This window comes from Psychromonas sp. L1A2 (genome assembly GCF_009828855.1).
In the GTDB taxonomy this organism is placed as follows: Bacteria; Pseudomonadota; Gammaproteobacteria; order Enterobacterales; family Psychromonadaceae; genus Psychromonas.
Genome location: NZ_WUAG01000001.1, coordinates 337,477 through 362,159 on the forward strand (window position 1 = coordinate 337,477; position 24,683 = coordinate 362,159).

17 protein-coding genes and 3 pseudogenes are annotated in these 24,683 nt (G+C 35.8%); 13 read left to right on the forward strand and 7 right to left on the reverse strand.

The window, feature by feature from the left end:
* The 4 genes from GQR59_RS01400 (at position 1) to GQR59_RS01415 (ending at position 5,535) form a co-directional block, all read left to right on the forward strand.
* Complete coding sequence (locus GQR59_RS01400) at positions 1 to 1,554, forward strand: lipopolysaccharide biosynthesis protein (protein WP_236546621.1); 1,554 nt, start codon at positions 1 to 3, stop codon at positions 1,552 to 1,554.
* A gap of 40 nt (positions 1,555 to 1,594) precedes the next feature.
* Positions 1,595 to 2,821 (forward strand): hypothetical protein, encoded by a 1,227-nt coding sequence (locus GQR59_RS01405; protein ID WP_160060377.1) that lies wholly within the window; start codon positions 1,595 to 1,597, stop codon positions 2,819 to 2,821.
* Entirely contained in the window at positions 2,811 to 4,046 is a 1,236-nt protein-coding gene (locus tag GQR59_RS01410; RefSeq protein WP_160060378.1) for a glycosyltransferase, read from the forward strand. The genes GQR59_RS01405 and GQR59_RS01410 overlap by 11 nt, the downstream gene beginning before the upstream one ends.
* A gap of 115 nt (positions 4,047 to 4,161) precedes the next feature.
* Positions 4,162 to 5,535, forward strand: coding sequence for an O-antigen ligase family protein (locus GQR59_RS01415; RefSeq protein ID WP_236546622.1), 1,374 nt, complete (start codon positions 4,162 to 4,164; stop codon positions 5,533 to 5,535).
* 202 nt (positions 5,536 to 5,737) lie between these two features.
* Here GQR59_RS01415 and GQR59_RS01420 read toward each other — a convergent pair.
* The 6 genes and pseudogenes from GQR59_RS01420 to GQR59_RS01445 form a co-directional block, all read right to left on the reverse strand.
* A pseudogene (locus GQR59_RS01420) lies at positions 5,738 to 6,085 on the reverse strand (transposase); the annotation flags it as partial.
* Between the two features lie 22 nt (positions 6,086 to 6,107).
* A pseudogene (tnpC, locus tag GQR59_RS01425) lies at positions 6,108 to 7,464 on the reverse strand (IS66 family transposase).
* An 80-nt stretch (positions 7,465 to 7,544) separates the two neighbouring features.
* Complete coding sequence (gene tnpB, locus GQR59_RS01430) at positions 7,545 to 7,895, reverse strand: IS66 family insertion sequence element accessory protein TnpB (RefSeq protein ID WP_160060380.1); 351 nt, start codon at positions 7,893 to 7,895, stop codon at positions 7,545 to 7,547.
* Complete coding sequence (locus GQR59_RS01435) at positions 7,892 to 8,233, reverse strand: IS66 family insertion sequence element accessory protein TnpB (protein ID WP_160060381.1); 342 nt, start codon at positions 8,231 to 8,233, stop codon at positions 7,892 to 7,894. Before GQR59_RS01435 ends, tnpB begins: the two co-directional genes overlap by 4 nt.
* 125 nt (positions 8,234 to 8,358) lie before the next feature.
* A pseudogene (locus GQR59_RS01440) lies at positions 8,359 to 8,496 on the reverse strand (IS982 family transposase); the annotation flags it as partial.
* 404 nt (positions 8,497 to 8,900) lie between these two features.
* Entirely contained in the window at positions 8,901 to 10,583 is a 1,683-nt protein-coding gene (locus GQR59_RS01445) for a hypothetical protein (protein ID WP_160060383.1), read from the reverse strand.
* Between the two features lie 598 nt (positions 10,584 to 11,181).
* On the opposite strand from GQR59_RS01445, the gene GQR59_RS01450 reads away from it, so the two are divergent.
* The 7 genes from GQR59_RS01450 (at position 11,182) to GQR59_RS01480 (ending at position 20,936) form a co-directional block, all read left to right on the forward strand.
* On the forward strand, positions 11,182 to 12,348 hold the full coding sequence (locus GQR59_RS01450; protein WP_160060384.1) for a glycosyltransferase family 4 protein: 1,167 nt from the start codon (positions 11,182 to 11,184) through the stop codon (positions 12,346 to 12,348).
* A 99-nt stretch (positions 12,349 to 12,447) separates the two neighbouring features.
* The gene (gene tviB / locus GQR59_RS01455) at positions 12,448 to 13,725 is read left to right on the forward strand and encodes a Vi polysaccharide biosynthesis UDP-N-acetylglucosamine C-6 dehydrogenase TviB (RefSeq protein WP_160060385.1); all 1,278 of its coding nucleotides are present in this window, start codon (positions 12,448 to 12,450) and stop codon (positions 13,723 to 13,725) included.
* A 109-nt stretch (positions 13,726 to 13,834) separates the two neighbouring features.
* On the forward strand, positions 13,835 to 14,917 hold the full coding sequence (locus tag GQR59_RS01460; RefSeq protein ID WP_236546623.1) for a polysaccharide deacetylase family protein: 1,083 nt from the start codon (positions 13,835 to 13,837) through the stop codon (positions 14,915 to 14,917).
* A 190-nt stretch (positions 14,918 to 15,107) separates the two neighbouring features.
* Positions 15,108 to 16,226 carry a glycosyltransferase family 4 protein gene (locus tag GQR59_RS01465; RefSeq protein ID WP_236546624.1) on the forward strand — a complete coding sequence of 373 codons (1,119 nt, stop codon included), beginning with the start codon at positions 15,108 to 15,110 and terminating at the stop codon, positions 16,224 to 16,226.
* 9 nt (positions 16,227 to 16,235) lie between these two features.
* Positions 16,236 to 17,369 (forward strand): glycosyltransferase family 4 protein, encoded by a 1,134-nt coding sequence (locus tag GQR59_RS01470; RefSeq protein WP_160060387.1) that lies wholly within the window; start codon positions 16,236 to 16,238, stop codon positions 17,367 to 17,369.
* A gap of 35 nt (positions 17,370 to 17,404) precedes the next feature.
* The gene (locus GQR59_RS01475) at positions 17,405 to 18,910 is read left to right on the forward strand and encodes an exosortase C-terminal domain/associated protein EpsI (RefSeq protein WP_160060388.1); all 1,506 of its coding nucleotides are present in this window, start codon (positions 17,405 to 17,407) and stop codon (positions 18,908 to 18,910) included.
* A 22-nt stretch (positions 18,911 to 18,932) separates the two neighbouring features.
* The gene (locus GQR59_RS01480; protein WP_160060389.1) at positions 18,933 to 20,936 is read left to right on the forward strand and encodes a heparinase II/III family protein; all 2,004 of its coding nucleotides are present in this window, start codon (positions 18,933 to 18,935) and stop codon (positions 20,934 to 20,936) included.
* Between the two features lie 91 nt (positions 20,937 to 21,027).
* On the opposite strand, the gene GQR59_RS01485 is transcribed toward GQR59_RS01480, so the two are convergent.
* On the reverse strand, positions 21,028 to 22,146 hold the full coding sequence (locus GQR59_RS01485; protein WP_160060390.1) for a GNAT family N-acetyltransferase: 1,119 nt from the start codon (positions 22,144 to 22,146) through the stop codon (positions 21,028 to 21,030).
* Between the two features lie 203 nt (positions 22,147 to 22,349).
* On the opposite strand from GQR59_RS01485, the gene GQR59_RS01490 reads away from it, so the two are divergent.
* The gene (locus GQR59_RS01490; RefSeq protein ID WP_025566072.1) at positions 22,350 to 23,417 is read left to right on the forward strand and encodes a 3-deoxy-7-phosphoheptulonate synthase; all 1,068 of its coding nucleotides are present in this window, start codon (positions 22,350 to 22,352) and stop codon (positions 23,415 to 23,417) included.
* Between the two features lie 10 nt (positions 23,418 to 23,427).
* Positions 23,428 to 24,555: a bifunctional chorismate mutase/prephenate dehydrogenase gene (gene tyrA / locus GQR59_RS01495; protein ID WP_160060391.1), complete on the forward strand. Its 1,128-nt coding sequence runs from the start codon at positions 23,428 to 23,430 to the stop codon at positions 24,553 to 24,555.
* Positions 24,556 to 24,683: the final 128 nt, after the last annotated feature.

A 24,683-nucleotide genomic window follows, 5' to 3' on the forward strand; every position in this document is an offset into this window, starting at 1 on the left:
GTGACTCAAAATATCGATAAAAGCAAAAAAGTTGATTTAAGCGGACAAGATCGCTTTACATGGAATTTAATGGTGAGCTGGGCAAGCCAGCTTGTTCTTGTTTTTTCAGGTTTTATAATGCCTCGTTTAGTTGATGAAAAAGTAGGCCAAGTGGCGTTAGGTATTTGGGATTTTGGTTGGTCTTTTGTTAGTTATTTGGCGCTACTTGGATTTGGAATGGGGGCTTGTTTTAACCGTTATATTGCAAAATATCGCTCAGCGGGTGATTTTGTCAAATTGAATGAGGTAGCAAATTCTGCAGTCTTTGTGCAGTTAGTTGTGTCTTCAGCAGTTACACTATGTACCATTTTATTTTACTTTTTACTGCCGGTTTTTTTTAGTGAGTCATTAAAAGAAAATACTGAAATGGCACAATGGGTTGTGCTTTTTTTAGGGTTCAGTTTGTCAGTTGGAATGGCAGCAGGCTCTGCCAAGGGATTATTGACAGGTTATCACCGTTGGGATATTCATAATTCATTGCATGCTGGTGATAGTCTTTTCTCATTGGCACTGATGGTTACGCTACTTTTTTTTACCGATCTTGGCGTGATAGGAATGGCGATAGGTTACTTAATTTCAACAATCGTTTTTGAAACAATTCGGTTTGTTTTTGTGGCTAGACTCTGCAAAGAGTTTCAATTTAATCTAAAAATGGCAAACTTGGCAACCTGCAAAGAAATGTTGATTTTTAGTATAAAAAGCATGTTATCAAACCTTCCTCCGATTCTTTTATTACAAAGCATTAATATCATATTGGTCAGTGCGATTGGGCCTGCGGCCTTAGCTGTCTTTGCAAGGCCGATGGCACTGACTCGGCAAATAAAAACGTTTATGACTAAATTCACATTAATGTTAACCCCGACAACAGGCTCGATGCAAGGGGCGGGAGATGATAAAGCTATTCAGACTCTTTTTGTTAATACCACCAAGCTTAGCTTTGCATTTGCCTTACCGAGTTTAGGTTTCTTATTTATTTATGGTGATGTGGTTTTGCAATATTGGATGGGTAATGACTATGCACTATGGCCTTTAATGATGATACTTGCACTCGGACAATTATTACCAATGGCGCAAGACACTTCTATCCGCATACTAATGGGCCTGAATCAACATGGAAAAATCTCTATATTTGCTTTCATTGCTGTCTTCGTTATCTTTGCTATTAGTATTCTGTTTTTAGGCGTTAATAATTGGGAGTTAACCACAGCCGCTTTATTATTTGTGGTCCCGATGAATATTGTATACGGTTTTATTGTACCCATTTATACCTGCCAGCAACTGAAGCTGTCATGGATAGGTTATGTTCAAAGTAGTTTTATTAAGCCATTACTCTATATTATGCCATTTTTAGGTTTGCTTACATGGTCACGCCATGCCTATGAGTTGAATGATTCCGTAACTGCAATGGCTACTTTTATTGGCGCTGGCCTCGTCACTATTATTATCTACTTTGTCTATTTAGTACCCATAAAAATGCAACAAAACTTGTTCCGCCGATTGAGAATTTCTTCATGATAGTGTTTAAATATATTCATTTACCAAGGGGTTATTGAGCATGAGCGTTAGTTTACGAAAATACCCTTACCCCTACCAAGCAATGTTAGCTATTTGTAGTGATTTAGATGAAACGCCTAATAAAGAAATTTATTTTGAAACCGCGCGATATTTAAATACCACGGAAGAAACGTCTTTAGGTAAAGGTGTCGGGTTAGAGGTCGGCAATACTATCTATTTTGATATGCCTGAACATAATTTTTCATATACCAATACGGATGATGACGGACGACAAAAAATTCATCAACTGATTGACTCAGGTCATATCGATTGTCTGCATTCTTTTGGTGACTTTGTTAAAGATAGAGCGTTAATTGAAAAACACTGGAATGCTATTCAAGCGGGAAAAAGAAAAATAGAGGTCTGGGTTGACCATGCTCAAGCACCAACCAACCTAGACAATGATATTATGCAAGGGCAAGGAGCAGAGGTCGGTAAATCTGCTTACCATAGTGACTTAACAGTACAATCTGGCATGTTGCCTTTTATTTGGAAAGGGCGCGTAACTAGCTGTGTTGCCCAAAATGCTAAAAGAAGTTACCAAGCACTGCTTAATAAAAAGCAAATTAAAGCTTCTCTTAAAACGATTGCGTTAGAGTTCGCTAAAGGTTGGTTTGCAAGGTTAGGCAATAAAAAGTATGCGATGCATAAAGATAATAAAGTGTTACGCAAATCTGAATTGGTTGATGGCACAGAAATAAATGAATTTATGCGTTGTAATCCTTCTTGGGGAGGTGTTTCCTGCTTTGATCAAGCTCGAGGAATACATTTTGTACTAACCAAGGAAGTCTTAGATACTTTAGTCAAAAAGCAAGGTTGTAGTATTCTTTATAGCCATTTAGGAAAAGTTCATTCAGTTGCACAACCTTTTACCAGTGAAACTCGTCGAACTTTTGAATTATTGGCTGATTACAATAATAACAAGCGTATTCTAGTGACAACAACACGTCGCTTGCTAGGGTATAATCGAACCATTAATGAGCTAAGCTTTGAAGTTAAAAAAGAGTTGGGTGAAACTAATATTTATTTAACAACTGCTTATATTGGAAAAGATTTGAATGGTTTAACTTGGTACGTGGACAGGCCAGAGTTAACAAATTTATATATTAATAATGTCAAATGTACAGAGCTCGTGATTAATGATCAAAGTGAAAGTGAACAAGCGAGTATTTCAATAAAATGGGACTACTTAATATTTCCAAGGATAGGTAAATCAGATGACAGTTAATAAAAAATTAAGTCCTGCTACACATTGTTATCGATGGATTTTGAGAGTTATTTTAATTATTCATTATATATTGGTAAAAGCATTTAAGTGCTTACCTTATAAAAAAAAGAAAGTGAAATCTCTTAAAATTCTCGCGACAGGCACTTTTTATTCTGACCATTGGTTGGTGACACATTTACGTCCAATGGCAAGTGCATTAAATTGTGAAAAATTGACAATGGTTTCTGCTATTCCAGTTCCTGAAATGGATAAAGTGTTCGGTGCTTATACTCCTCGATTACTGAGCAAACTCTTTGGCCAAGTTGGTGCTCGTTTATTATATTTCACATGGCTAGCAATAACTAAAAGACCCGATGTACTAGTGGGTTTTCACTTGTTAGTGAATGGTTTATTTGTTGTTGTATTAGCCAAACTTATTGGTGCTAAATCCGTTTACATTTGTGGAGGAGGACCTAGAGAAGTTATGGGAGGAGGAGTTAATACAGAAAATAGAATATTTAATCGTATTAAACTAACAGATCTTTTTATTGAGAAAATGTTAATTAAATCTGTTAATGAAATGGATTTAGTTATTTCAATGGGTACCTCTGCTATCCGTTACTTTAAAAATAAGGGAGTCACTACTCATTTCGAAATTGTACCCGGAGGCTTTGATGAGACAGTTTTTCGGCCTGACTCCAATATTCAGAAAAAATATGATTTAATTTTAATCGGGCGTTTATCGGAAGTAAAAAGAGTTGACCGTTTTTTAGAATCTATACAAGAAGCAAAAAAGCAACTCCCAAACTTAAATGCAGTGATTGTAGGCGATGGCCCAGATAAAGATAAACTACAAAAAATGGCTGTTCAATTGGGGATTGCTAAGGATGTTTATCTTGTTGGTTGGCAGAATAATGTTGAACATTGGATCCAACAATCTCGTTGTTTTGTTTTGACTTCTGATTCTGAGGGGTTATCACAAGCGTTAATTCAATCAATGATGTGTGGCATACCTGCTATTAACTCTAATGTAGGTGATTTAGGCGATTTAATTGATAACGGAAAAAATGGTTATCTCGTGCACCCTTTAACCAATGAAAATTTTTCTAATGCCTATCAATTGATGTTTAATTCAGAAGGTAATTTGACCGAGTTTTCTAACTGCGCACTTATAAGTAGTCAAAAGTTTTCTGTATCTCAAGTAACATTGCATTGGCAGAAAATATATACTGCTCTATTCAATTAAAAAATAAAGTTTATTACCTATGATTAGAATCACATTATTAACACTACTCATCGCTTATTTAAGTGCTTATGCTTGGAAAGATTGGTTTCGTACTGCTTGTTGGTTGGTATTGTTAATGTCTGTTTTTCAGCACCCTGACATGCCAAAAGCTATTGGAGGAGTTCCTGGATTAAACCATTGGAATTTTTTGTTTTTGAATACAGTATTATCTTGGCTTTCTAATAGAAAAAAAGAAAAATTAGCTTGGGAAATGCCAAAATTTATCAGTTTATTAAGCTTTTTATATGCACTATTTATTGTTATTGGAGTGTATCGATACTTTTTAGATAACAGTGGTGTTATTGAATTGTTTGAGTATATGGAGAGTACGCCCCCTGGGAAGTTAAGCATTATCAATGAACAATTAATTAACTGTTTTAAATGGGTTTTACCGGGAGTTATTATTTTTGATGGTTGCCGCAATCGCAAACAATACAACTTTGCTATTGGAACTTTGGCATTAATGCTTATATTCTTAGCATGGCAAGTGGTAAAAGCGATGAAATTGGGCTCGCTTACGATGGGGGGAGATGCTCTGCAACATAAAGCACTAAAAATCATCTCAGATAGTGTAGGCTTCCATCGTGTAAATATATCAATGATCATGAGTGGTGCTTTTTGGGGGGTTTTTTCTTTAAAAGAGTTTGTTAGTACGAAATATTATTGGTTACTTATTTTACCAAGTTGTTTAACTATTTTTACCGCGATGGCCTTAACAGGAGGGCGAACTGGTTATGGAACTTGGGCAGTTCTAGGATTGTTTTTTCTCTTATTTAAATGGCGAAAATATATTTTTTTGGCGCCATTAATATTTTTAGCAATAACAATTTTTGCTCCTTCTGCAATTGAGCGTCTCAGTTCTGGTTTTTCAGGTGAGGGGACTGACGACATTCAAAACTCTAGCGTCACACAAAATATAGACTTTGAAGAATCTAGTGTGGATCTTTATTCTGTCACTTCTGGGCGAAATTTAGCATGGCCTCCCGTTTGGGAGTCAATTAAAAAAGCCCCTTTTTTTGGTTATGGACGAGATGCGATGATAAATATTGGAATCACTTTGCAAATAAAGCAGGCGTTTAAGGGAGAAAGTTTTCCGCATCCACATAATGCTTATTTACAATGGATTCAAGATAATGGCTTTGTGGGAGCTTTTCCAGTTTTTTTATTATTTATTTTATTTTTAAAGTACTCATCGAGCTTATTTCGTGATAATTCAGAAAGAATATACGTAGTTACAGGAAGTTTTTCATTAGCTCTATTATTGGCTTTTTTAATCGCTTCAACAGGAAGTCAAACGTTTTATCCCAGAGAGGGGGCTGTAGGGATGTGGGTATCTATTGCTTTAATGTTACGTGTATACGTAGAGAGAGACAAAATTCGTAAAGGTGGACAAAGTATTTTGATTTCACCTGAAGACGGTTGCACTAGTAAATTGTTTATAAAAATATAGTTATTCAAATAAACTGGTTAATTGAGTGATCTATATCAAAGGTTAAACGCAAGCGTCTAGCTAACAGTCGCTGCCCTTAACATTCAATCTCAGATACCTTAACTCTTCACTTAAATTTGAAGATAAAAATGAGAATAATACATAGTAATACACAATGTACACTCCTTATCTAATCTGAGTTCTGGATGAGCAATAGCATTTATTAGACTGCCATCGTCTCTAATTCACTTTTAGATGCCTTAATACGTGCCTTTTGCTTTTTTAAACAATAGGCCACTATTCCTGAAATAATATTGAGCATGAACCCTGTTTCACTTCGGTGGCGGCTATGCTCTATTTGAGATATGTTTTTTAGTTGGTCATTAACTGTTTCTATTATGTATCTCTTTGATAACATAGCTCTATCGAAAGCTGACATTACTTTTCTTTTCATATTCTTACGGACAGTAGTGACTAAATCAATATCAGACCTCTTTAGTTTTTCTGTTAACTTATTGTCAATATATCCCTTATCTGCATATAACTTACCCGTTAGATTTCTACATAAATCGTAAGCGTCTAGCGAACCACACCTACATTTTAATATTCCATGATAACAAGCTATCGATATCGGGCTCTGGTTTACACAGTTCATCGAGGCAAGCATTGACGTAATCAAATGGGATCAGACCATTTGCCTTGGCGGTTTCTACAATACTGTAAAGTGTCGCACTAGCATGGGCACCATTGGTCGTTTGGCTAAATAACCAATTCTTTCGTCCTATCACAAACGGTTTGACTGCATGCTCAGCCCGATTGTTATCAATACTTAATTGACCATTATCTAGATAGCGTATCAGCTTGTGCCATTGATTGGCTAGGTAGTTAGCGGCTTCTATTAGCTTGCTGTTACCGACTAAATGCCGCTGATTCTGTTCAAGCCATGTGTTTAGCTTATTAAGAATAGGCAAACTACCTGCTTGCCTTACTGTGTATTTTTCATCGATACTTTTATCTTTAATACGGGATTCAACGCCATACAGTTTCTGGATGAGACTCAATACTACATCGGCTTTACCTGCTTTATGTTTACCTTGTAGCTTTTTCGCTTCAATGAATTTGCGTCTAGCATGCGCCCAACAACCTACGAGGGTAGCCTGTGTTTTACCATAAGCTTGATAGCCATCAACATGCAAGTAGTCTCGATAACCATTAAGATAATCGACCACGCAGGTGGCTGCGCGACTATTGTGGAAGTCGTAAAGCACGATATTAGGGATAGAATGATTCGGGACTGGTGAGTCTTGCCCTGAGCAATAGACCCACATGTAACTATTCACTTTATCAGATTTGACCACTTTTAATGGCGTTTCATCGGCAAACAGCGTGGGCTGCTTTAGCTGCTCGTCTTTCAGTCTTTCAACTAATGGGGCGAAGCGGGTGGCTGATTTGTCTATCCAACTGCTCATGGTTTGGCGACTGAGCTCGATACCGTATTGCTGAACATCGCTTCTTGGCGATAAAGCGGTAAACCATATTGGTATTTACTAGTAATAAGTTGAGCTAACAAACTCGCCGTTGCTATCCCTTTATTTATCGGCACCGCGGGCATGACAGCTTGTTTAATCGGTGTGTGAGTCGACGATTTATCACAGTGACGACAGGCGTATTTAGGACGAATATGTTCAAATCACTTTAATTTGAGCGGGGCGCGTTAACGGATTGTTGCTCAGCCTTCACGGCTTCAACAATCTCTTCTACTTCATTAAATAATTCCCCTTGGCCAACAAAGCCTTCAGCACTTTTGCCGAATTGCTTTTGTTGGGCTAAACGCCAGCGCTCTTCCAATGCCGCAATGTGGGCATCTTTCTGTAAAGATAATTGTCGTTCATAGTCGAGTAGACTTTCAAGATCAGCAATACGCTGTTTAAGGGCAAGTTCATTTTTCATGACGTCTATATTAAGGCATCACGGCAGGCTTTACAGTATTAAGTGAACAAGTGTTGATGATCATCAATTGATCCTTTTAATTAGAGTACTTTCTTACCGGTAACATCAATATTGCGATGACCGATGACGTCATAACCCGATAATAACCAATGTAATTGTTGCTGACTTAAGGTCATGGTGGGAGATATAAGTTTGGGCCATTTGAACTTATGCTTATCTAACCGCTTATACCAGAGTGCAAAGCCGGTATTATCCCAATAAAGTAGTTTGAGTTTGTCACGGACTTTATTACAAAACACAAATAGCGCCCCACTGAGCACAGGTAATTCAAGCTCAGCTTCCACCAAGGCCGCTAAGCCATTAATCGATTTACGAAAATCGACGGCATCGGCACATAAATAAACGGTGGGCACATCGACAAACATCCTCATACTGCTACCCCTTTAATGATGGCTACGATGTTGTCTGTTGCTAAATCGACTGGCAGGGTAAGTTGACCTGTACGCGTATCAAATTGTATGTTGTTTTGATGAGTTTGAGCGCTGATTTCAGTAGTTTGTTTTACCTGGATAAAGCGTGATGCTGTGGGTCTTGGCGTTTGTGTTAGTAAAGATGCTTTAGGCAAGCCCTCTGTCAATAAAGTTCGCTGTTTATAGTAAGTGGTAATAGAGACATTATGGTGTTGGCAGAATTCAACATTAGTGCCGCTGAAATGGCTACGTTGTTGAAAGAGTTGTTGCCACTGTACGCTTGTTCTGTAAGTTTGCATTATCTGCTCCGAATTTATTATTGAGCAGGTGTTTTTAGATAATCAGGATATCGATGCTAGGTGTGCTTCGCTAGATGATCTTTGTGTAAGTTGTTGAAATATATGTTGTTTTATTAATGAAGTGAGATCGTAATAGTCATTCTCTCACCGAAAGACATTGCCGAACTGCGTTTTCGCTTACGAGTCCCATCAGTAATGAGTTGTGTTTCCCATTGAGGTATAAATTGATGACAAAAATCATCGACATCACAAAATAATTCCACTAAGTTATCCATCTACCCACCTTATGTTGCTTTCAAATCGTTCTTTGTCGAAATATCTGATCGCTAGGTGGGCATTTAGTTCAATTCCTTAAGCAGAATTGAGGTTAAGTAGGTTCGATGAGAGATGCATCTGAATTCGGAACACTGTTAGATAGTCGATATAAAATATTCGTTTTTCTCATTAATTTTTAAATTTTTGACAAAATAGAGTTTTTAGAACTTTTCAAATTAATAGAGAATACCAATGTATAATTTTACATTGGTTACAGTTGCCGTTTTACTCTATATTTTATTTGTTCTATCTTATCTTTGATATTTAGTCTTCATTGTAAGTATAATCAACAATAAAAACACATTGAATACAGTCAAAATCGCAGTTGTTAGCTTGATTGTATTATTGTAAATTATTCAGCTGAGATTACTTCGATTGAAAGTATTGATGGGCTATCTGGAAGATTATATTCAGATAACTCCGCTTGTGAGCCACCTACATTCTCATAAGCACCAATATCCCATTTCATATCAAGAGTTCGATCATTCGCAAGTATATCTTTTGATAAAGTCTCACCATAAAGGGTTTCATAAACAGCATAAGAACTAGAAACTTTGCCTGTATCTAACGCAATAGAATCTGATGCTATTCTGTAATCACTTGTCGAGTCAATAAATGATGGATCTGCATTTAAACAACTTCCACCATTTTCATCACATTTTCCTGATGTAATTAACGTTGTTAAATCTGTATAGGTGGTTCCGTCGATATGAAGTTGCATAGGGTTATAAAATAAGTTATTTTCAATATCTGAGTTTGCTACAGTAGTGTTTTCACCTTTTAACATAATTGAATATGCATTATTACTTGTGAATTCACCACTGTGTAAATTTGCTATTATATTCCCTGTTATATCTGCTTCGTATCCAGCAAGTGCTTCATACGCAATACCTCGTACTGCATCAGTAATTGTATTATTACTAATGTATGTATTTCCTGTACTGTATGCAACGATACCTCCACCCGTTTGGTAGCTTGATATGTCACCATGTGACTCTTTCGAACTTTCTTTCATTCCATGAATATTATTACCAATTACATGCAAGTCAAAAGCTCCTGTAGACATTATCCCGTAGATACATTCTGATACATCGTTATTAATAAACCAAATTCTACTAGGGTTATAATGAACGACCATGCATTCTCCAGGAGAAGATGATGAGTACTCAATGTTATAACAAGTATTTCCACTAATAACGACATCATTTGCCTGTTTAATATCTACACAGTTTTCTCGTTCGTCATGGCTAATATTCCCACCATAATAGAAGTGGTGAGCATCTACGCCTCCATGAGAATATTGAACTCCATCACCACCATTGTGATGAGTGGTATTGTATAAATGCCATACATCATTAATATATGAGCCTGTTTGCAATGCATGTCGATCGTTTTCAGTTTCCGATTCAGAGTCACCCATATACGATATCGTATTGTTGTAAGCAATGAATCCTTCTAGCTGTAATCCATTTCCTCCAGTTGCTGAAATGCCAGTTGTTCCTGTAGCTAAAGAACCGGTACCTGTTATGACAGTATTACGCACCATTATATGGTCTGTTTGTATATCATGATAAGGTCGGGCGGACATGCCTTTATCGCCTTCTATATTTAATCCATCCACATATAAATATGTTCCATAAAGAACAACTGACATATTTAACAGGTTATTTTCAGCGCCCACTATCCATACTGGCTCCGCTCCTGTGCCTTCTGACTGAAGGTATATAGTACTTGTGTAGTTATATGGGCCTCCATGTACTTCCACATAGGAATCAGCTGCTAATAACGAAGGGAAGCGACACCTTGGTTCAGTTATAGAACCATAAGTTACTTTTGTAGAGCAATTAGAATCAGATGCATCAATATAATACTTATTAGTGATCTCTGATGTCCAAGGAGAGGGAGGAGAGGGAGCTTCTGTATCTGGAGAAATCCATGCATCCGGTATGCCTGTTGGATATTCAAACGCCCAAGCAGTATTAACTGTTGAAAGTGAAAATATGCAATACGTTGCGTATTTTAATAAACTGTTCATCTTTACTCCATGTAGTAATATTTAATGCAAAATAATATGTTGAAGTTGATTTCTGGTATTTACTATTTAAACCAAGTCATTACAACCTCATGTACATATAAAATTAATTGTTATTTGATTTTTTTGTGTTTTCTGGAAGCGTAGGTACCGGATCAAGAACCATAACTGATAGGTTTTTATTGCTTACAAAGTATTAAATTTTTAACCTGTAAAAAATCAATGGTAACTGAATTTACTAAGCTTTATTTTAGATGATTATAGAGCTAATTTCGATAAATCCTAGTTTTGAGCATGAAAACCATAATACTTTTTTATTTTATTTGAAATTTGGACTGTTTGATGAACCAAATTTTTATCAGTGATCTTTTACAGTCTCTATATGCAATATCACTGCAATTTTATTAACTGAAGAGATAAATGGTTATTTTAAATAAATATATTGTTTCATTTTCTGAATTTAAGTACCTAAAAAGAGCTGTTTTTTGTGGTTTTTTTTTGATTGATTAGGGAGGTGATTATATCTGTGGCAAAATGAGGGCCAATGTATAAATGATATACTATATAAATATTTAAATCGTTCTATGATAGGTGGTTGCAGTTGAACAGTATAGTAAATGTAGTCCATTATTGGGCTGGTTCGCCAATTCTTCGTAATTCAAAGTGGTGGCGAACTTTAAAACTAATTGAAAAGTGTTCAGAGTTTGGTTGGAATAATTGGTTAGTATTATCAAAACCGCCTGCTGATGCTACTTTGGTTAACCCTTTTTTGGAAGCCGGTTGCAAAATAATTTACCAACCAAGATCTAAAGGAAATTTCGATTTCAGTAGTATGTACCGAAATTTCAAATTTCTTCGTAGTATGAATTGCACTATATTTCATTGTAATAATGACCATACTAGCCCTATTATTGCTGCAAAGCTTGCTCGAGTCCCCATTAGTCTTTGGTCAAAACTTGCTATGTCGTCATATTATGAATTAGGTACTGAACCTACTGGACTTCATAAGTTAATGCCTAGTCTTAGGGCAACTACTTTTCTTGCTGATAAGGTTTTGGCAATTAGTCATGCTGTAAAATATGAGTTAGCAAAACAAGTTGGTTTTGATCATAAAATAGCAGTCGTTGATGCCCCTGTTCCCGTTGATAAATACATTTCAGCTAAGGCCATGAACATAAGAGAAGAGCTTAACTTCTTAGCTGATGATATTGTCATTACCGCTGTTGGGCATAGCGTGGAAGTCAAAGGTTGGGATATTGCTATACAAGCGTTTGCTTTAGTTGCTAAACAAGTACCTCGTGCAAAATTGTTATTAGTAGGAAAACATACTTCAGTCTCGTTCCATAAAAAACTTTGTGCATTGGTTAATAATAATGGTTTAGATAATCGAGTTACCTTTGCTGGAAGCCGTAGTGATATTGAAAATATTCTTAAAGCAAGTGACCTATTTATTTTTCCTTCTCGCTCTGAAGGTGTGGGGGCTGCGTTGATAGAAGCAAGAGCTGCAGGATTAGCGTGTGTAGCTACTAATGCAGGAGGCATCCCGGAAGTTATTGAAGATGGCGTTAATGGTTTTTTATTTGAACGGGAAAATATAACAGAGCTTGCTGAAAAAATTATTATAATTTTATCAGATACAAAATTAAAAGCTGATTTTATTGAAGCTGGGCATCTAGGGTTAGATAAATACACTATTGATACTTATGTAAATAATGTATTTTCTCATTATCAGAGTTTGCTGGGTTTGATTGATAATCGCGGCAGTTAATTTATTTAATATAAGTATAAATCTAGGGTTAAATTGTTAGCTAAAAAATTATTATATGTTATCAAATAAAACACGATACTTTAGAAAGGGATTTTATAGATGTTTGACATCTCAAATACAAAAATAGCAATTATTGGTCTTGGTTATGTAGGCTTACCACTTGCAGTTGAGTTTGGCAAAAAATTTAGTACGCTTGGTTTTGATATTAATCAGAAACGAGTCTCTGAGTTATCCTCTGGTTTCGACTCTACATTAGAGTGTTCCTCTGAAGAACTACAAGAAACTCCACTTTTAAACTATAGCTCTGAGATTGAAGATTTAAAGCAATACAATACCTACATAATTACAGTTCCAACTCCTGTTGATAAAGATAAACAGCCGGATTTGTCTCCTCTGATTAAAGCGAGTGAGATGTTAGGCAAGGTTATTAACATTGGGGATACGATTATTTACGAGTCGACAGTTTATCCTGGTGCGACCGAAGAGGATTGTATTCCAGTTGTTGAAAGAGTTTCTGGACTTACTTTTAATAAAGACTTTTTTGCTGGGTATAGCCCTGAACGCATTAACCCAGGAGATAAAGAGCACCGTGTTACAAATATTTTAAAAGTGACGGCTGGTTCTACACCAGAAGTAGCTGAAAAAGTAGATCAGATTTATAAAACAATTATTACGGCTGGAACACATAAAGCAAGTTCAATTAAAGTTGCAGAGGCTGCTAAAGTTATTGAAAACACTCAACGTGATGTGAATATTGCATTAATTAATGAGTTTTCTATCATCTTTAATAAGCTAGGCATAGATACTTTAGATGTATTAGAAGCTGCGGGTACTAAGTGGAACTTCTTGCCATTTAGGCCTGGTCTTGTTGGTGGTCATTGCATCGGTGTTGACCCATATTATCTTACTCACAAAGCCGAGTCTGCAGGGTATTACCCTGATATGATACTTGCTGGTCGTCGTATTAATGATGGTATGGGAGATTTTGTTGTTTCTCAACTAGTAAAAAAAATGTTGAGTAAAAGAATTCATATCCGTGATGCTAAAGTTTTATTAATGGGGTTAACTTTTAAAGAAAACTGTCCTGATATACGAAATACGAAGGTTGTAGATATTGTTAAAGGGTTAAAAGAATACGATATTACCCCAGATATTTTTGACCCTTGGTGTTCAAGCGAAGAAGCAGAATTTGAGTATGGTTTAACTTTAACTAAAACACCCAAAAAAGGGACATATGATGCAATTATTTTGGCTGTTGCACATAATCAATTCAAAGTCATGGGGGTAAGTGAAATACGTGAATTAGGAAATGACAATCATGTGCTTTATGACCTGAAATATATTTTCCCAAAAAACGAAGTCGATATTCGCTTGTGATCAATTTTTCTTTAAAAATTTAGCCGTTTACATTGTTATTCTGATTAAATGTCGATAGCAAATGTTGGTTACTGTAATGATAAATTAAAGCATGATAAGTACATGCTTTATGTTGGATTTTTTATTTATGATAAATAAGTTTTTAGTTAAAAAAATATTGTTAAGTTTTTTCTCTAAATTAGGTTTTTTAAAATATCTACATTGGAAAAACCGTCATAAAATTTGTGTGCTAATGTTACATGGTGTTATGGATAATGATCACAAAGCAAGTTGGAATCCTTTAAGACCTCAGTTATCTCCCCATGAATTAAAGCGAACACTAACTATATTATCTGAGTTTTATCAGTTCATCACAGTAGATCAAGCTGTCGGTATTATTGAAGGAAAAGTACCTGTAATTAAAAATGCGATGTTAATTACTCTCGATGATGGCTATAGAAATAATCTTGATTATGCTCTGCCTATTTTTGGCTCGTTTGGTATTAAACCTGTTCTATTTGTAGTGACTGGTAATGTTGATTCAGGGCTACCCTTTATGGTTGATCGCTTAGACTATGCATTACAACAGCATCTAGGCAACTCACTTTCAATAAACTATGCAGGTAAGCTATATGAATTTGATACTCGCTCTAGAAAATCATTACAAAAAAGCTATAAATATTTTAGGGATGATTGTAAAGATAAGTTTTTTGATGATATCAAAATGAATCAATTATTTAATAGACTTGCTGAAATTATTGAAAAAAAATCTGGAAAATCACTTCAAAATATTTGTCAAAATGATGATTGGTCTGCACTCGTTTCTTGGGAAATGTTAAGAAAGGAGACTAAAGAAGGCAACTTAGATGTCGCTAGTCATACAGTGGAACATTTGAGGCTAGATCGCATAGATGAACTAAATATTTTATCCCAATTAAAAAAATCAAAACTACGTATAGAGCAAGAGTTAGAAATAAAATGTAATTATTTTTGTTATCCTAATGGAAGCTATAATGATCTTTCAATTAAGAAGCTTAAAGAAGCTGGTTATCGTGCTGCTTTTACAACAGACGTAGGAATGTGTAGTGTAAATGATGAAAAAATGACTTTGAAACGGTTTAATTTTCCTGCCAACAAAAATGAGAATGAATTGTTGTATTTACTTAATCGTAGTTCTTTTTTTAGATCTAAAGCAAAGTGTATTAATTGTTAATAGAATGTAGATATTTTATTTAAAGAGCAAAAAATACTCTTCTTTCATTCCAAAGTACTACTCTCTAATGCTTTTTGTATATTAGTAGTGCGTTAAAATTGTAATTTATGATCTTCCTCGGATGTAATTAATATAAGCTTTTAAAGGCTTAATATTTTATGTTGTCAATTTAGAATAATAAAGGTTAATAATGATTTTAAATGTTTGTCTTGTTGCTCACTTTGCATATGGAGCCATCAATGGTGGTAGTAATGGTTCAATTGGTGGTGTTGAGAGGCAGACTAGTTTGATGGCTCAATGGTTAGCTAGCAGAGGACATAATGTTTCATTATTAACTTGGTCTGAAGATTCTGTTGAAGATGAAATAATAAATGGTGTCAAAATTATAAAAATTTGTAGGCAAGATTCAGGTTTGCCTGGTGTTCGTTTTTTTACACCTCGTTGGACTGGGCTAATTAAAGCAATGAAAAGAGCTAATGCAGATGTTTATTATCAAAACTGCGGCGAATATATTACTGGCCAAGTCGCAATGTGGTGCAAGGCTAATAATAAACGTTTTCTATATTCATTAGCCAGTGACGCTGATGCTGATGTATCTTTACCAATAATGAAAAAGTGGCGAGAACGAGTCCTATACCGTTATGGGTTAAACAATGCGAGTCAAATTCTTGCTCAAACTGAACAACAAAGAAAGTTATTAAAAAGTGGATTTTCATTAGAGTCTTCTATCATGCCGATGCCTTGCCCTGATAAAAGTGAAGGCCAATTAGCTCAATATTCACAAAATAAATTTACTATTTTATGGGCGGCTCGTATTCATGTTTGTAAACGTCTTGAGCTATTATTAGAAGTCGCTTCTGAATTACCAGAAGTAGATTTTATTGTTGGCGGGAGCCCTGTTGTTGAAGATAAGTATTATCAAATGTTATTTACGAAAATATCTCAATTAAGTAATGTTAAATATTTAGGAATGGTCGCTCGTGAGGAAATGCCTGCTCTTTATCGTTCAGCTTCTCTTTTTTGTTGTACATCCGAATATGAAGGTTTTCCCAATACATTTTTAGAAGCATGGAGCCATGGCTTACCAATTGTTTCTACCTTTGACCCTGATCACTTGATAAGAAAACGGAAATTAGGCTTTGATGCAGTAACTAAAGACGATTTAGTTTTAGGGATCAAAAAGCTTTGTTCAGACCAAGTACTATGGCAACAATATTCAGATAATGCTCGTCACTATTATCAGGAAAACCATTCTGTTGATCAGGTAATGGAAAGGTTTGAAGCTATCTTTACTGAACTGTCAAATTAAAGAGATTTAATGATGAGCATAAAATTAGCATTTGTTACTCAATTCCCAATTGATGTAAATAGACCTCATGGCGGTGTGGAAGCAGTCAGCGTTAATCTGGTTTCATCGTTATCGCAATATTCAGAGTATGATATTCACGTTTTAACTTTATGTCCTGATACTGAAAAAACGACTATTGTATACAATGATAACGTGACCATACATCGTATACCTAAACCTTCAGGGAGCGAGCTTAAAAATGCAATTGGTACTAGTAAAAAGCTCATTGAAAATAAAATAATAAGCCTTTCCCCCGATTTAATTCATGCCCATGATACCTACGGTATTATGGTGAAAGATTTAATTATTCCTAAAGTGTTTACAGTACATGGCTTTATTTATGGTGATACTTTGTTAGCGAATGGAAAGTTTAAGCTTTTACGGTCTAAAGTGTGGGAGTTTATTGAAAAGAGTAGTTGGGCCAAACAACCTAATATCATTTCGATTAGTCCTTATGTTAGAGAAAGATTAAGCGGTATTACTCAAGCTAATATTTTTGATATTGATAATCCAATCTCAGATGCATTTTTTAAGTTAGTTAGAGAAGAAGTCGCAGGTACTATTTTTACGTCTGCAGTTATTGCACCTCGTAAAAATATCATTCAGTTAGTGAATGCAGTGGCTTTAATGGTTAAAAAAGGAATTAAAGTAGAGTTACGTATTGCGGGTGGTATTGTTGATCAAGATTACGCTAATAAGCTTAAAGATATTATTGAAGTGAATCATTTACAAAAAAATGTCACCCTATTAGGGCGTATTACCACAACGGAAGTGCAAGCTGAGCTATGTCATGCTTCTATATATGCACTGGCCTCTCTTGAGGAAAATTCACCAATGGGAATTGAAGAAGCAATGGCCGTAGGCGTTCCTGTTGTTACCTCGAATCGCTGTGGTATGCCGTATATGGTTAAAAATGGTGAAACGGGCTTTTTAATAAACCCTTTCGATGCACAAGATATTGCTAATAAATGTGAACGTATTTTAACAAATCCTGACTTGTCGAAAAAGATGCATGATAAATCTAAAAAATTAGCGCTTGATTTATACCATTCAGAGCGTGTAGCGGAAAGAACCGTCGCAGTCTATCAAGAAATATTAATGTAGTATTACAGTCATTAATTGGCTAAAAGGATAGTATTTTGTTTAAGCGTATTTCAGAGCATTTTTTATTTATTGCTTCATTGATTTTACTGTCAACGGTTAACGTATCAGTATTGTTGAGTATCTTTGATGAATGGAATAGTGATGGACCTTACAGCCATGGTTTTTTAGGCATTATCGTTGTTTGTTATGTCTTTTATTTACAGCGTAAAAATCTATCTGCTACCACTTTATCAAAACAACAATACGGTTTTGGTTTATGTTGTTTAGTGGCGAGTCTCCTGATTGCATTAGTTGCTCAACTTTCTAGTATTCAACAGTTGCAACAATTAGCTTTTTTCAGTTCAATGCTCTCTTTAATTTTCTGTTTTTATGGTTGGAGCGTTGTTAAGTCTTTCTTTGTGCCTTTATTGATGTTGCTGCTTATTTTACCTGTTTGGAATGTTTTACAGTTTCCTTTAAGGGAGTTATCGACACAAGCTGGGCAATGGGGACCTGAGTTAATCGGTATTGCCGTAGACCGCGATCATTTTAGATTATCTACCGCTGGTGGGATGTTTGATGTTGAGCCTGCTTGTTCTGGTTTAGGCTTTTTTATGGTATCTGCTCTGTTGGCTTTTTGCGTTGGCTATTTCAATAAGTTAAGTACTAAAAAAACACTTTGGTTTTTGTTCATTTGTTTGGCTATTGCCATTATAGCCAATTGGTTACGTATCATTATTATCATTGTGGTGGGTACTTACACTGAAATGAATCACTTTATTGTGCATGATCACCTAACCTTCGGTTGGATTGTTTTTGCTATTTGTTTATTGCCGCTTATTTATATTGCACGCACGTATTTTGATGGCTCTCAAAAAGAGCCGAATCAAAGCATTGCTAATCGAACGAATGAGACATTAGATGCGGCATCTCCTCAGATTAAGCAAGTTAATAAATCTCAAATTATAACGACTCTTTCAATCTTAGTTTTATTCGTTGGTGCTTCATATTGGATCCCTTCTCGATATGATGAAAACTATGCATTAACAGTACCTAATGTAAAAAACTATGAGATGGTGAGTAGCGATAAAAGCTACAGCCCAAATTGGAAACCTTACTCACAAGGAGTCACTAAAGAGCGCTTCTTTTATTACACTAAGGACGCATTAGGCTTTCAAGTTTATCTTGCTGACTATATTAAACAGGAACAAGCAAGTGAGATGATTTATGTGGAAAATTATCTTTTTGATAAGCAATTTTGGGATCGAGTTGAAGATAAAAAATTAGCAGTGTTAAATAGTGAAAACTTACAAGAAACTAATTTTTTACTCTTAAAAAAATCTTCACACCGGTATCGAATGATAGCTTCTTGGTATGTCATCAATGGTGTACTAACAAGTGATAAAAAAATAGCTAAATTGGCTGAAGTGAAATCTGCATTACAAGGGCAACCTGGCGCAACACTGGTTGCCGTTAGCCTTGATTTTGATGGTAAAGATATAGCAGCTGCTGAAATGCAATTAAGTGAATTTGTTTATGCTTACCTTCATCCATCTGAATAATAATTTGCGAGACTAAATAATTATGCAATCTCTTACTTGGTATATTAAACGAATTCAAATGATGTCTGTTAGCGAGATCAAATGGCGAGTGACTTCCTTAAGTGATGCTTGGGTTGAACGAGCACGGGTTCAACTTAATAAAGTACCTAAAGCTGAATTTGTTGATTCCTATGATGCTGAATCTAGCTTTAAACCTGGGTTTAGTGTTTTTGAAGGGCAAGTCGATCATTATGACGAACAGTGGTTAACGCCTTTACTCACTCAAGCTGAGTCTATTATGGAGCATAAGCTTAGTTATTTTGATTTAAAAGATCACCATTTAGAGTCGCCTATTAATTGGCATAAAGATCATAGTGCAGGTATTTATTCAAAACTTGGGCATATACTGTCAGTTAATTACCGAGATTTTGAAAATAATGGCGATTGTAAATTAGTATGGGAACCAAATCGTCATCATCAGATGGTGGTGTTAGCGCGAGCATATAAAGTATCTGGTGATATTAAATACGCACAAGCAGCCGTAGAGCAAATGGCGCATTGGTTAGATGAAAACCCATACGGCAAAGGGATGAATTGGCGTAGCCCATTAGAGTTGGCTATTCGACTAATTAGCTGGGTATGGACAATCGATTTAATCAAAGATTCTGGATTATTTATCGGTGATTTTAAGCAAAGATTATTAGAAAGTGTTTTTTTACATTGTCGTGACGTGAGTGGGAAGTTTTCACAAGGTACTTCTGCAAATAATCATTTAGTGGGCGAAGCGGCAGGCGTTTATATTGCTGCTTGTTACTTTTCAATGCTTAAAGATGCCAAGCAATGGCAAGAGCAAAGTAAGAAAGTATTAGAAAAAGAAATACAAGCACAAACCTTTGCTGACGGCTGTACTAAAGAACATGCTTTTAGCTATCAGTTTTTTGTATTTCAATTTTACTTATTAACTGGTTTAACGGGGAAATGGAGTGATGATTCGTTTTCGCCTGCTTATTGGCAAACGCTTAATCGTTTAAGTCATTTTATTGCAACTATTGCAGAAGGCGGTCAACATTACCCTATGTTAGGCGATCAAGATGATGGTTACGTTTTAGATCTTGGTGACGATGTGCATGATATCAATGCGTTGTGTGATGTCGTGAGTCATTTATATGATGACACCATCTTTACACAAGGTTTAAAGCAAACAAGTGAGTCTTCATTTTGGCTGTTTAATAACAGACAACAACCTCTTAATCAGATTAACCCAAATGAAAGAGAATTAAGCCCCGTCGCCTTTACTGACTCTGGGTATTATCTGTTACAAGCGGGTAAATTGAGTGATAAAAACCAGGCCAGTATTTTAATGGATGTCGCTGAATTAGGTTATACAGCAATCGCTGCTCATGGTCATGCTGATGCATTGAGTTGTGTTGTTCGTATTAATCAACAGGATTTATTTGTTGATACAGGCACTTATGATTACTTTAGCTTTCCACAATGGCGTAACCATTTCCGAAAAACGAGAGCACATAATACTATCGAGATTGATGGTCTTGACCAATCTGTAATGACAGGGCCCTTTATGTGGGAGTCACATGCTCAGTCTGTATGTTCAGTTTGGTCTCCTACTGAGTTTGGCGGTAAAATCATCGCTGAGCATGACGGTTACAAACGTTTAGGCTCTCCAGTAAATCATCAACGTAGTATCGATTTAGATGTGCAGAAAAAACAAATTAATATTGTAGATTCTTTAGCAACACAAGGTCAGCATGACGCTGTTATTTATTTCCACTTTTCAGAAGATTGTCAAAATATAGAAATCAAAGAAGGGATTTGTACTTTAACGTTAGCTGATAATTTGGTGGTTATTAAATTACCTGAAAAAATGCAAGCGGCGTTAATTAAAGGTGAAGTATCAGATGATCAACAAACACCGTCATTAGGGTGGTTGAGTCGTGGATATCATCAAAAAGTGCCGATTACTACCTTAGCGTTATCTGCACATATCAGTGAAGATAAAGAGTTCATTACCGCTATCTCTTGGAGTTAGTGTTTACTTATAAGTGTGAAAGCTAATTTGAAAGATTAGACATTTTTAAACGTTAAATATTAATAAAGTGGCTAAAAGTGCCTTTCAAATACTACATCTTTTGAGGTTTAAAATATTTACCCGTTGGCCAAATAGTCATTAATCTAAACAATACGTTTTTGATTTTATTTGGCCAAATAAGTAAATTTTGACCTTCTCGTTTTTGTGCTAACCAACGTCTTTTATGATTAGTATATACGCCTAAAAAGTCATAATCAGTGAGTTGTTCTTTTAAACATTGTTGAAAAACATGATAACGTAATACCTGCCCCACACCATTCTGAAAATCAGCATTAAATCCTTCTTGTAATGCAAAAAATTGATCTTGGTAAACGTAACCGATTTGCATTGCTTGCGTGACACCTCCACATTGTAATTTTGCTAATCGCAACCAACCTTGCTGCAGTGCTTTAGCTGCAAAGTCTTGATAAAAAGCGGCCATCTCAGGGCGTCTTTCAAATGAGCCTTGTAAGCCTACATTTTGCCAACGTAAATTATGCAATTCAAATAGTCGATTTAACTCTTTTTCAAGTAATGATGGATCATCACAAAAGCTCACCTGCCAATCACCTTGTCGACTTAAATAGTTTTGTGTTTGTTTTATATTGGAGCGTAAACTTTTAGAGAGCGAAGGCAAGATTTGCTCTGACACGTTTTTGAGTTCAGTATTTGCAAATTCTACAGCGCGAGATTTCATATTGAGCTGCGGCGTTTTTTGTAGTGAAGTCAGTAACGTTTCCCCTCCTTTACTCCAGCTGGCAACATTGCTATACCAAATAAGATCCCAGTGTGATGCTTGATCGCTAGTTAATAAGGTTGACCACAGCAAAGTTTTTAATTCAATTGTCTGTTCTTGTTTGACGATAAAATTAGAATATTCAGACCCGATACCTTGATCTCCAGCAAACCTTAATACTTGATAAGTGAAAAATTTGAATAAGCTATAAGGTTGAATATAAAAGGGAGCAATAGCGATAACTTGCTGTGCTCGTTTTAGTACTACAAAAAATGGCTTGGTGTTAGGTGAGCAAGTCTTCTTCCAACTCTCTATCCATTGCCATGTTAAGAAAATATTATCAGCATCAGATTGTTGTAATAATGGGTTCCAATCTTCCTTTAGTTTTTCTATTTCAGACCATGACGTCATAATATGGGGAGTAATTGTCTGCATATTGATATTAAACACCTTTGGTTATGAACGTTAGTAGAGAGAACTAAATAAATGATTTCTGAGCTTTATTGTAAAACAAAGTACGATAATTTAGGTGTTAATTTGATTAAAACTGCATTTATTTAACCACTATCGCTTAATCGCATGATCTATTATTTTGCTATGCTATTATGTTTTCACTATTAATTGTCAATGAGAGTAAAATGACTACGCAAACAAATGAAAATATTCACATCGAATCAGAAACCGTTTTAATCACACCTGCAGAGCTTAAAGCGTCTTTGCCCGCTTCTGATAGTGTGTATCAATTCATTAACGAATCTCGTCAAACTATATCTAATATCGTGCACAAAAAAGACCCTCGTTTTTTAGTGATCTGCGGTCCTTGTTCAATTCATGATATCGAAGCTGCTAAAGATTATGCAACGCGTTTGAAAGAGTTACGTGATCAATATAAAGATACTTTATATATTGTAATGCGAGTTTATTTTGAAAAACCACGTACCACTGTTGGTTGGAAAGGTTTAATTAACGACCCTCATATGGATGATTCATTCGATATCGAAACAGGTCTTAAAAGAGCACGTGAATTATTGTTATGGATTGCTGAACTAGGTTTACCTATTGCTACTGAAGCATTAGATCCAATTAGCCCACAATACATCGGTGATTTATTTAGTTGGGCTGCAATCGGCGCTCGTACTACAGAATCACAAACACACCGTGAAATGGCGAGTGGCTTATCAATGCCAGTTGGTTTTAAAAACGGTACTGACGGTAGCCTATCTACTGCAGTTAATGCAATGCAATCAGCTTCTGCACCACATCGTTTTATGGGCATTAATCAAGCAGGACAAAGTGCTTTATTACAAACTGCTGGTAATAAAGACGGTCACGTTATTTTACGTGGCGGCGGTGGTAAACCAAATTATGATTCAATCAATGTCGCATTAGCTGAGCAAGCTTTAGTTAAAGCTAAAATGGAAAGCATTCTTATTGTTGATTGTAGCCATGAGAACTCTAATAAGAATCATGAACTACAGCCATTAGTAGCAAAAAATGTATTCCGCCAAGTAGTTGATGGCAATACATCTATCATCGGTATTATGCTAGAAAGTCATATTAATGCGGGTAACCAACCTGCGTCATTACCTGCTGATAAACTGCAATACGGTATGTCAGTAACGGATGCGTGTATTGATTGGCAAACGACCTGTGAATTATTAGAGCAAGCGGCCGTATTATTAAAAGATACTGTCCAGAATAAATAAGAAGTAAATTATGCCTTTAAGTAAATTAAGAGATCAGATTGATGCTGTAGATCAGCAAATAATTGATTTATTAGCTGAGCGTTTACGTCTAGTAGGTGAAGTCGGTGAAGTAAAAACTAAGCATGGCTTGCCTATTTATGTGCCTGAACGTGAAGCTGCGATGTTAGCTAAGCGCCGTGAAGAAGCTGAAAAGAAAGGCGTTCCTGCGAACCTGATTGAAGATATCTTACGTCGTACTATGCGTGAGTCATATGCTAGTGAAAATGAGACGGGTTTCAAAACAGTTAATCCTGCTATGAAACGTATTGTTATCATTGGTGGTAATGGTTTATTAGGTCAGCGTTTTGTTGAAATGTTTAAATTATCTGGTTATGACGTTGATATTTTAGGCCGAGCAAACTGGGATCAAGCTGAAGCAATTTGTAGTAAAGCGGGATTAGTTATTGTTGGTTCGCCAATTGATGTGACTGTTGATGTTATCAAACAACTTACTTTCTTACCTGACGATTGTATTTTAACCGATATCACTAGCATCAAAGACGCTCCTTTAACTGAGATGTTAGCAGTACATAAAGGTCCTGTTGTCGGTTTACACCCTATGTTTGGTCCTGATATCTCAAGCTTTGCAAAACAAGTCATTGTTTACTGTGATGGGCGTAATCCTGAAAAATACCAATGGTTAATTGATCAAATGAAAATTTGGGGTGCACATTTATACCCTGTGGCAGCACCAACGCATGATGAGTCAATGACTTTGATTCAAGCATTACGTCACTTTACGAGCTTTGTTTACGGTGTGCATTTACAAGAAGTCGATGCAGACTTAGAACAGTTGTTAGACCTAAGTTCGCCTATTTATCGCTTAGAACTAGCAATGGTAGGGCGTTTATTTGCACAAGAGCCAGCTTTATATGCTGACATTATCTTATCGCAAAAAAATAACCTAACCATGATAAAGCGTTACCATAAACACTTTGCTGATGCGATTGAACTGTTAGAAAACAACAATCGTGAAGAGTTTATTGCTCGCTTTAAGTCTGTGACGAATTGGATGGGAGATTACTCGGAGTTATTCTTAAATGAAAGTCGAGTAATGTTGCAACAAGTGCATGACAATCGCCATTACGAAGAGAAGTAATCTATTTATTTAGTGCTCTGTGAAGGGCACTTTATAACTACTTTCTCAAAGGTAGATCTTCGTAAAAAGCAGGATCAAAAAAGGAGGTTATTAACCTCCTTTTTTCTTTACGAGCAGTTATTTATGAA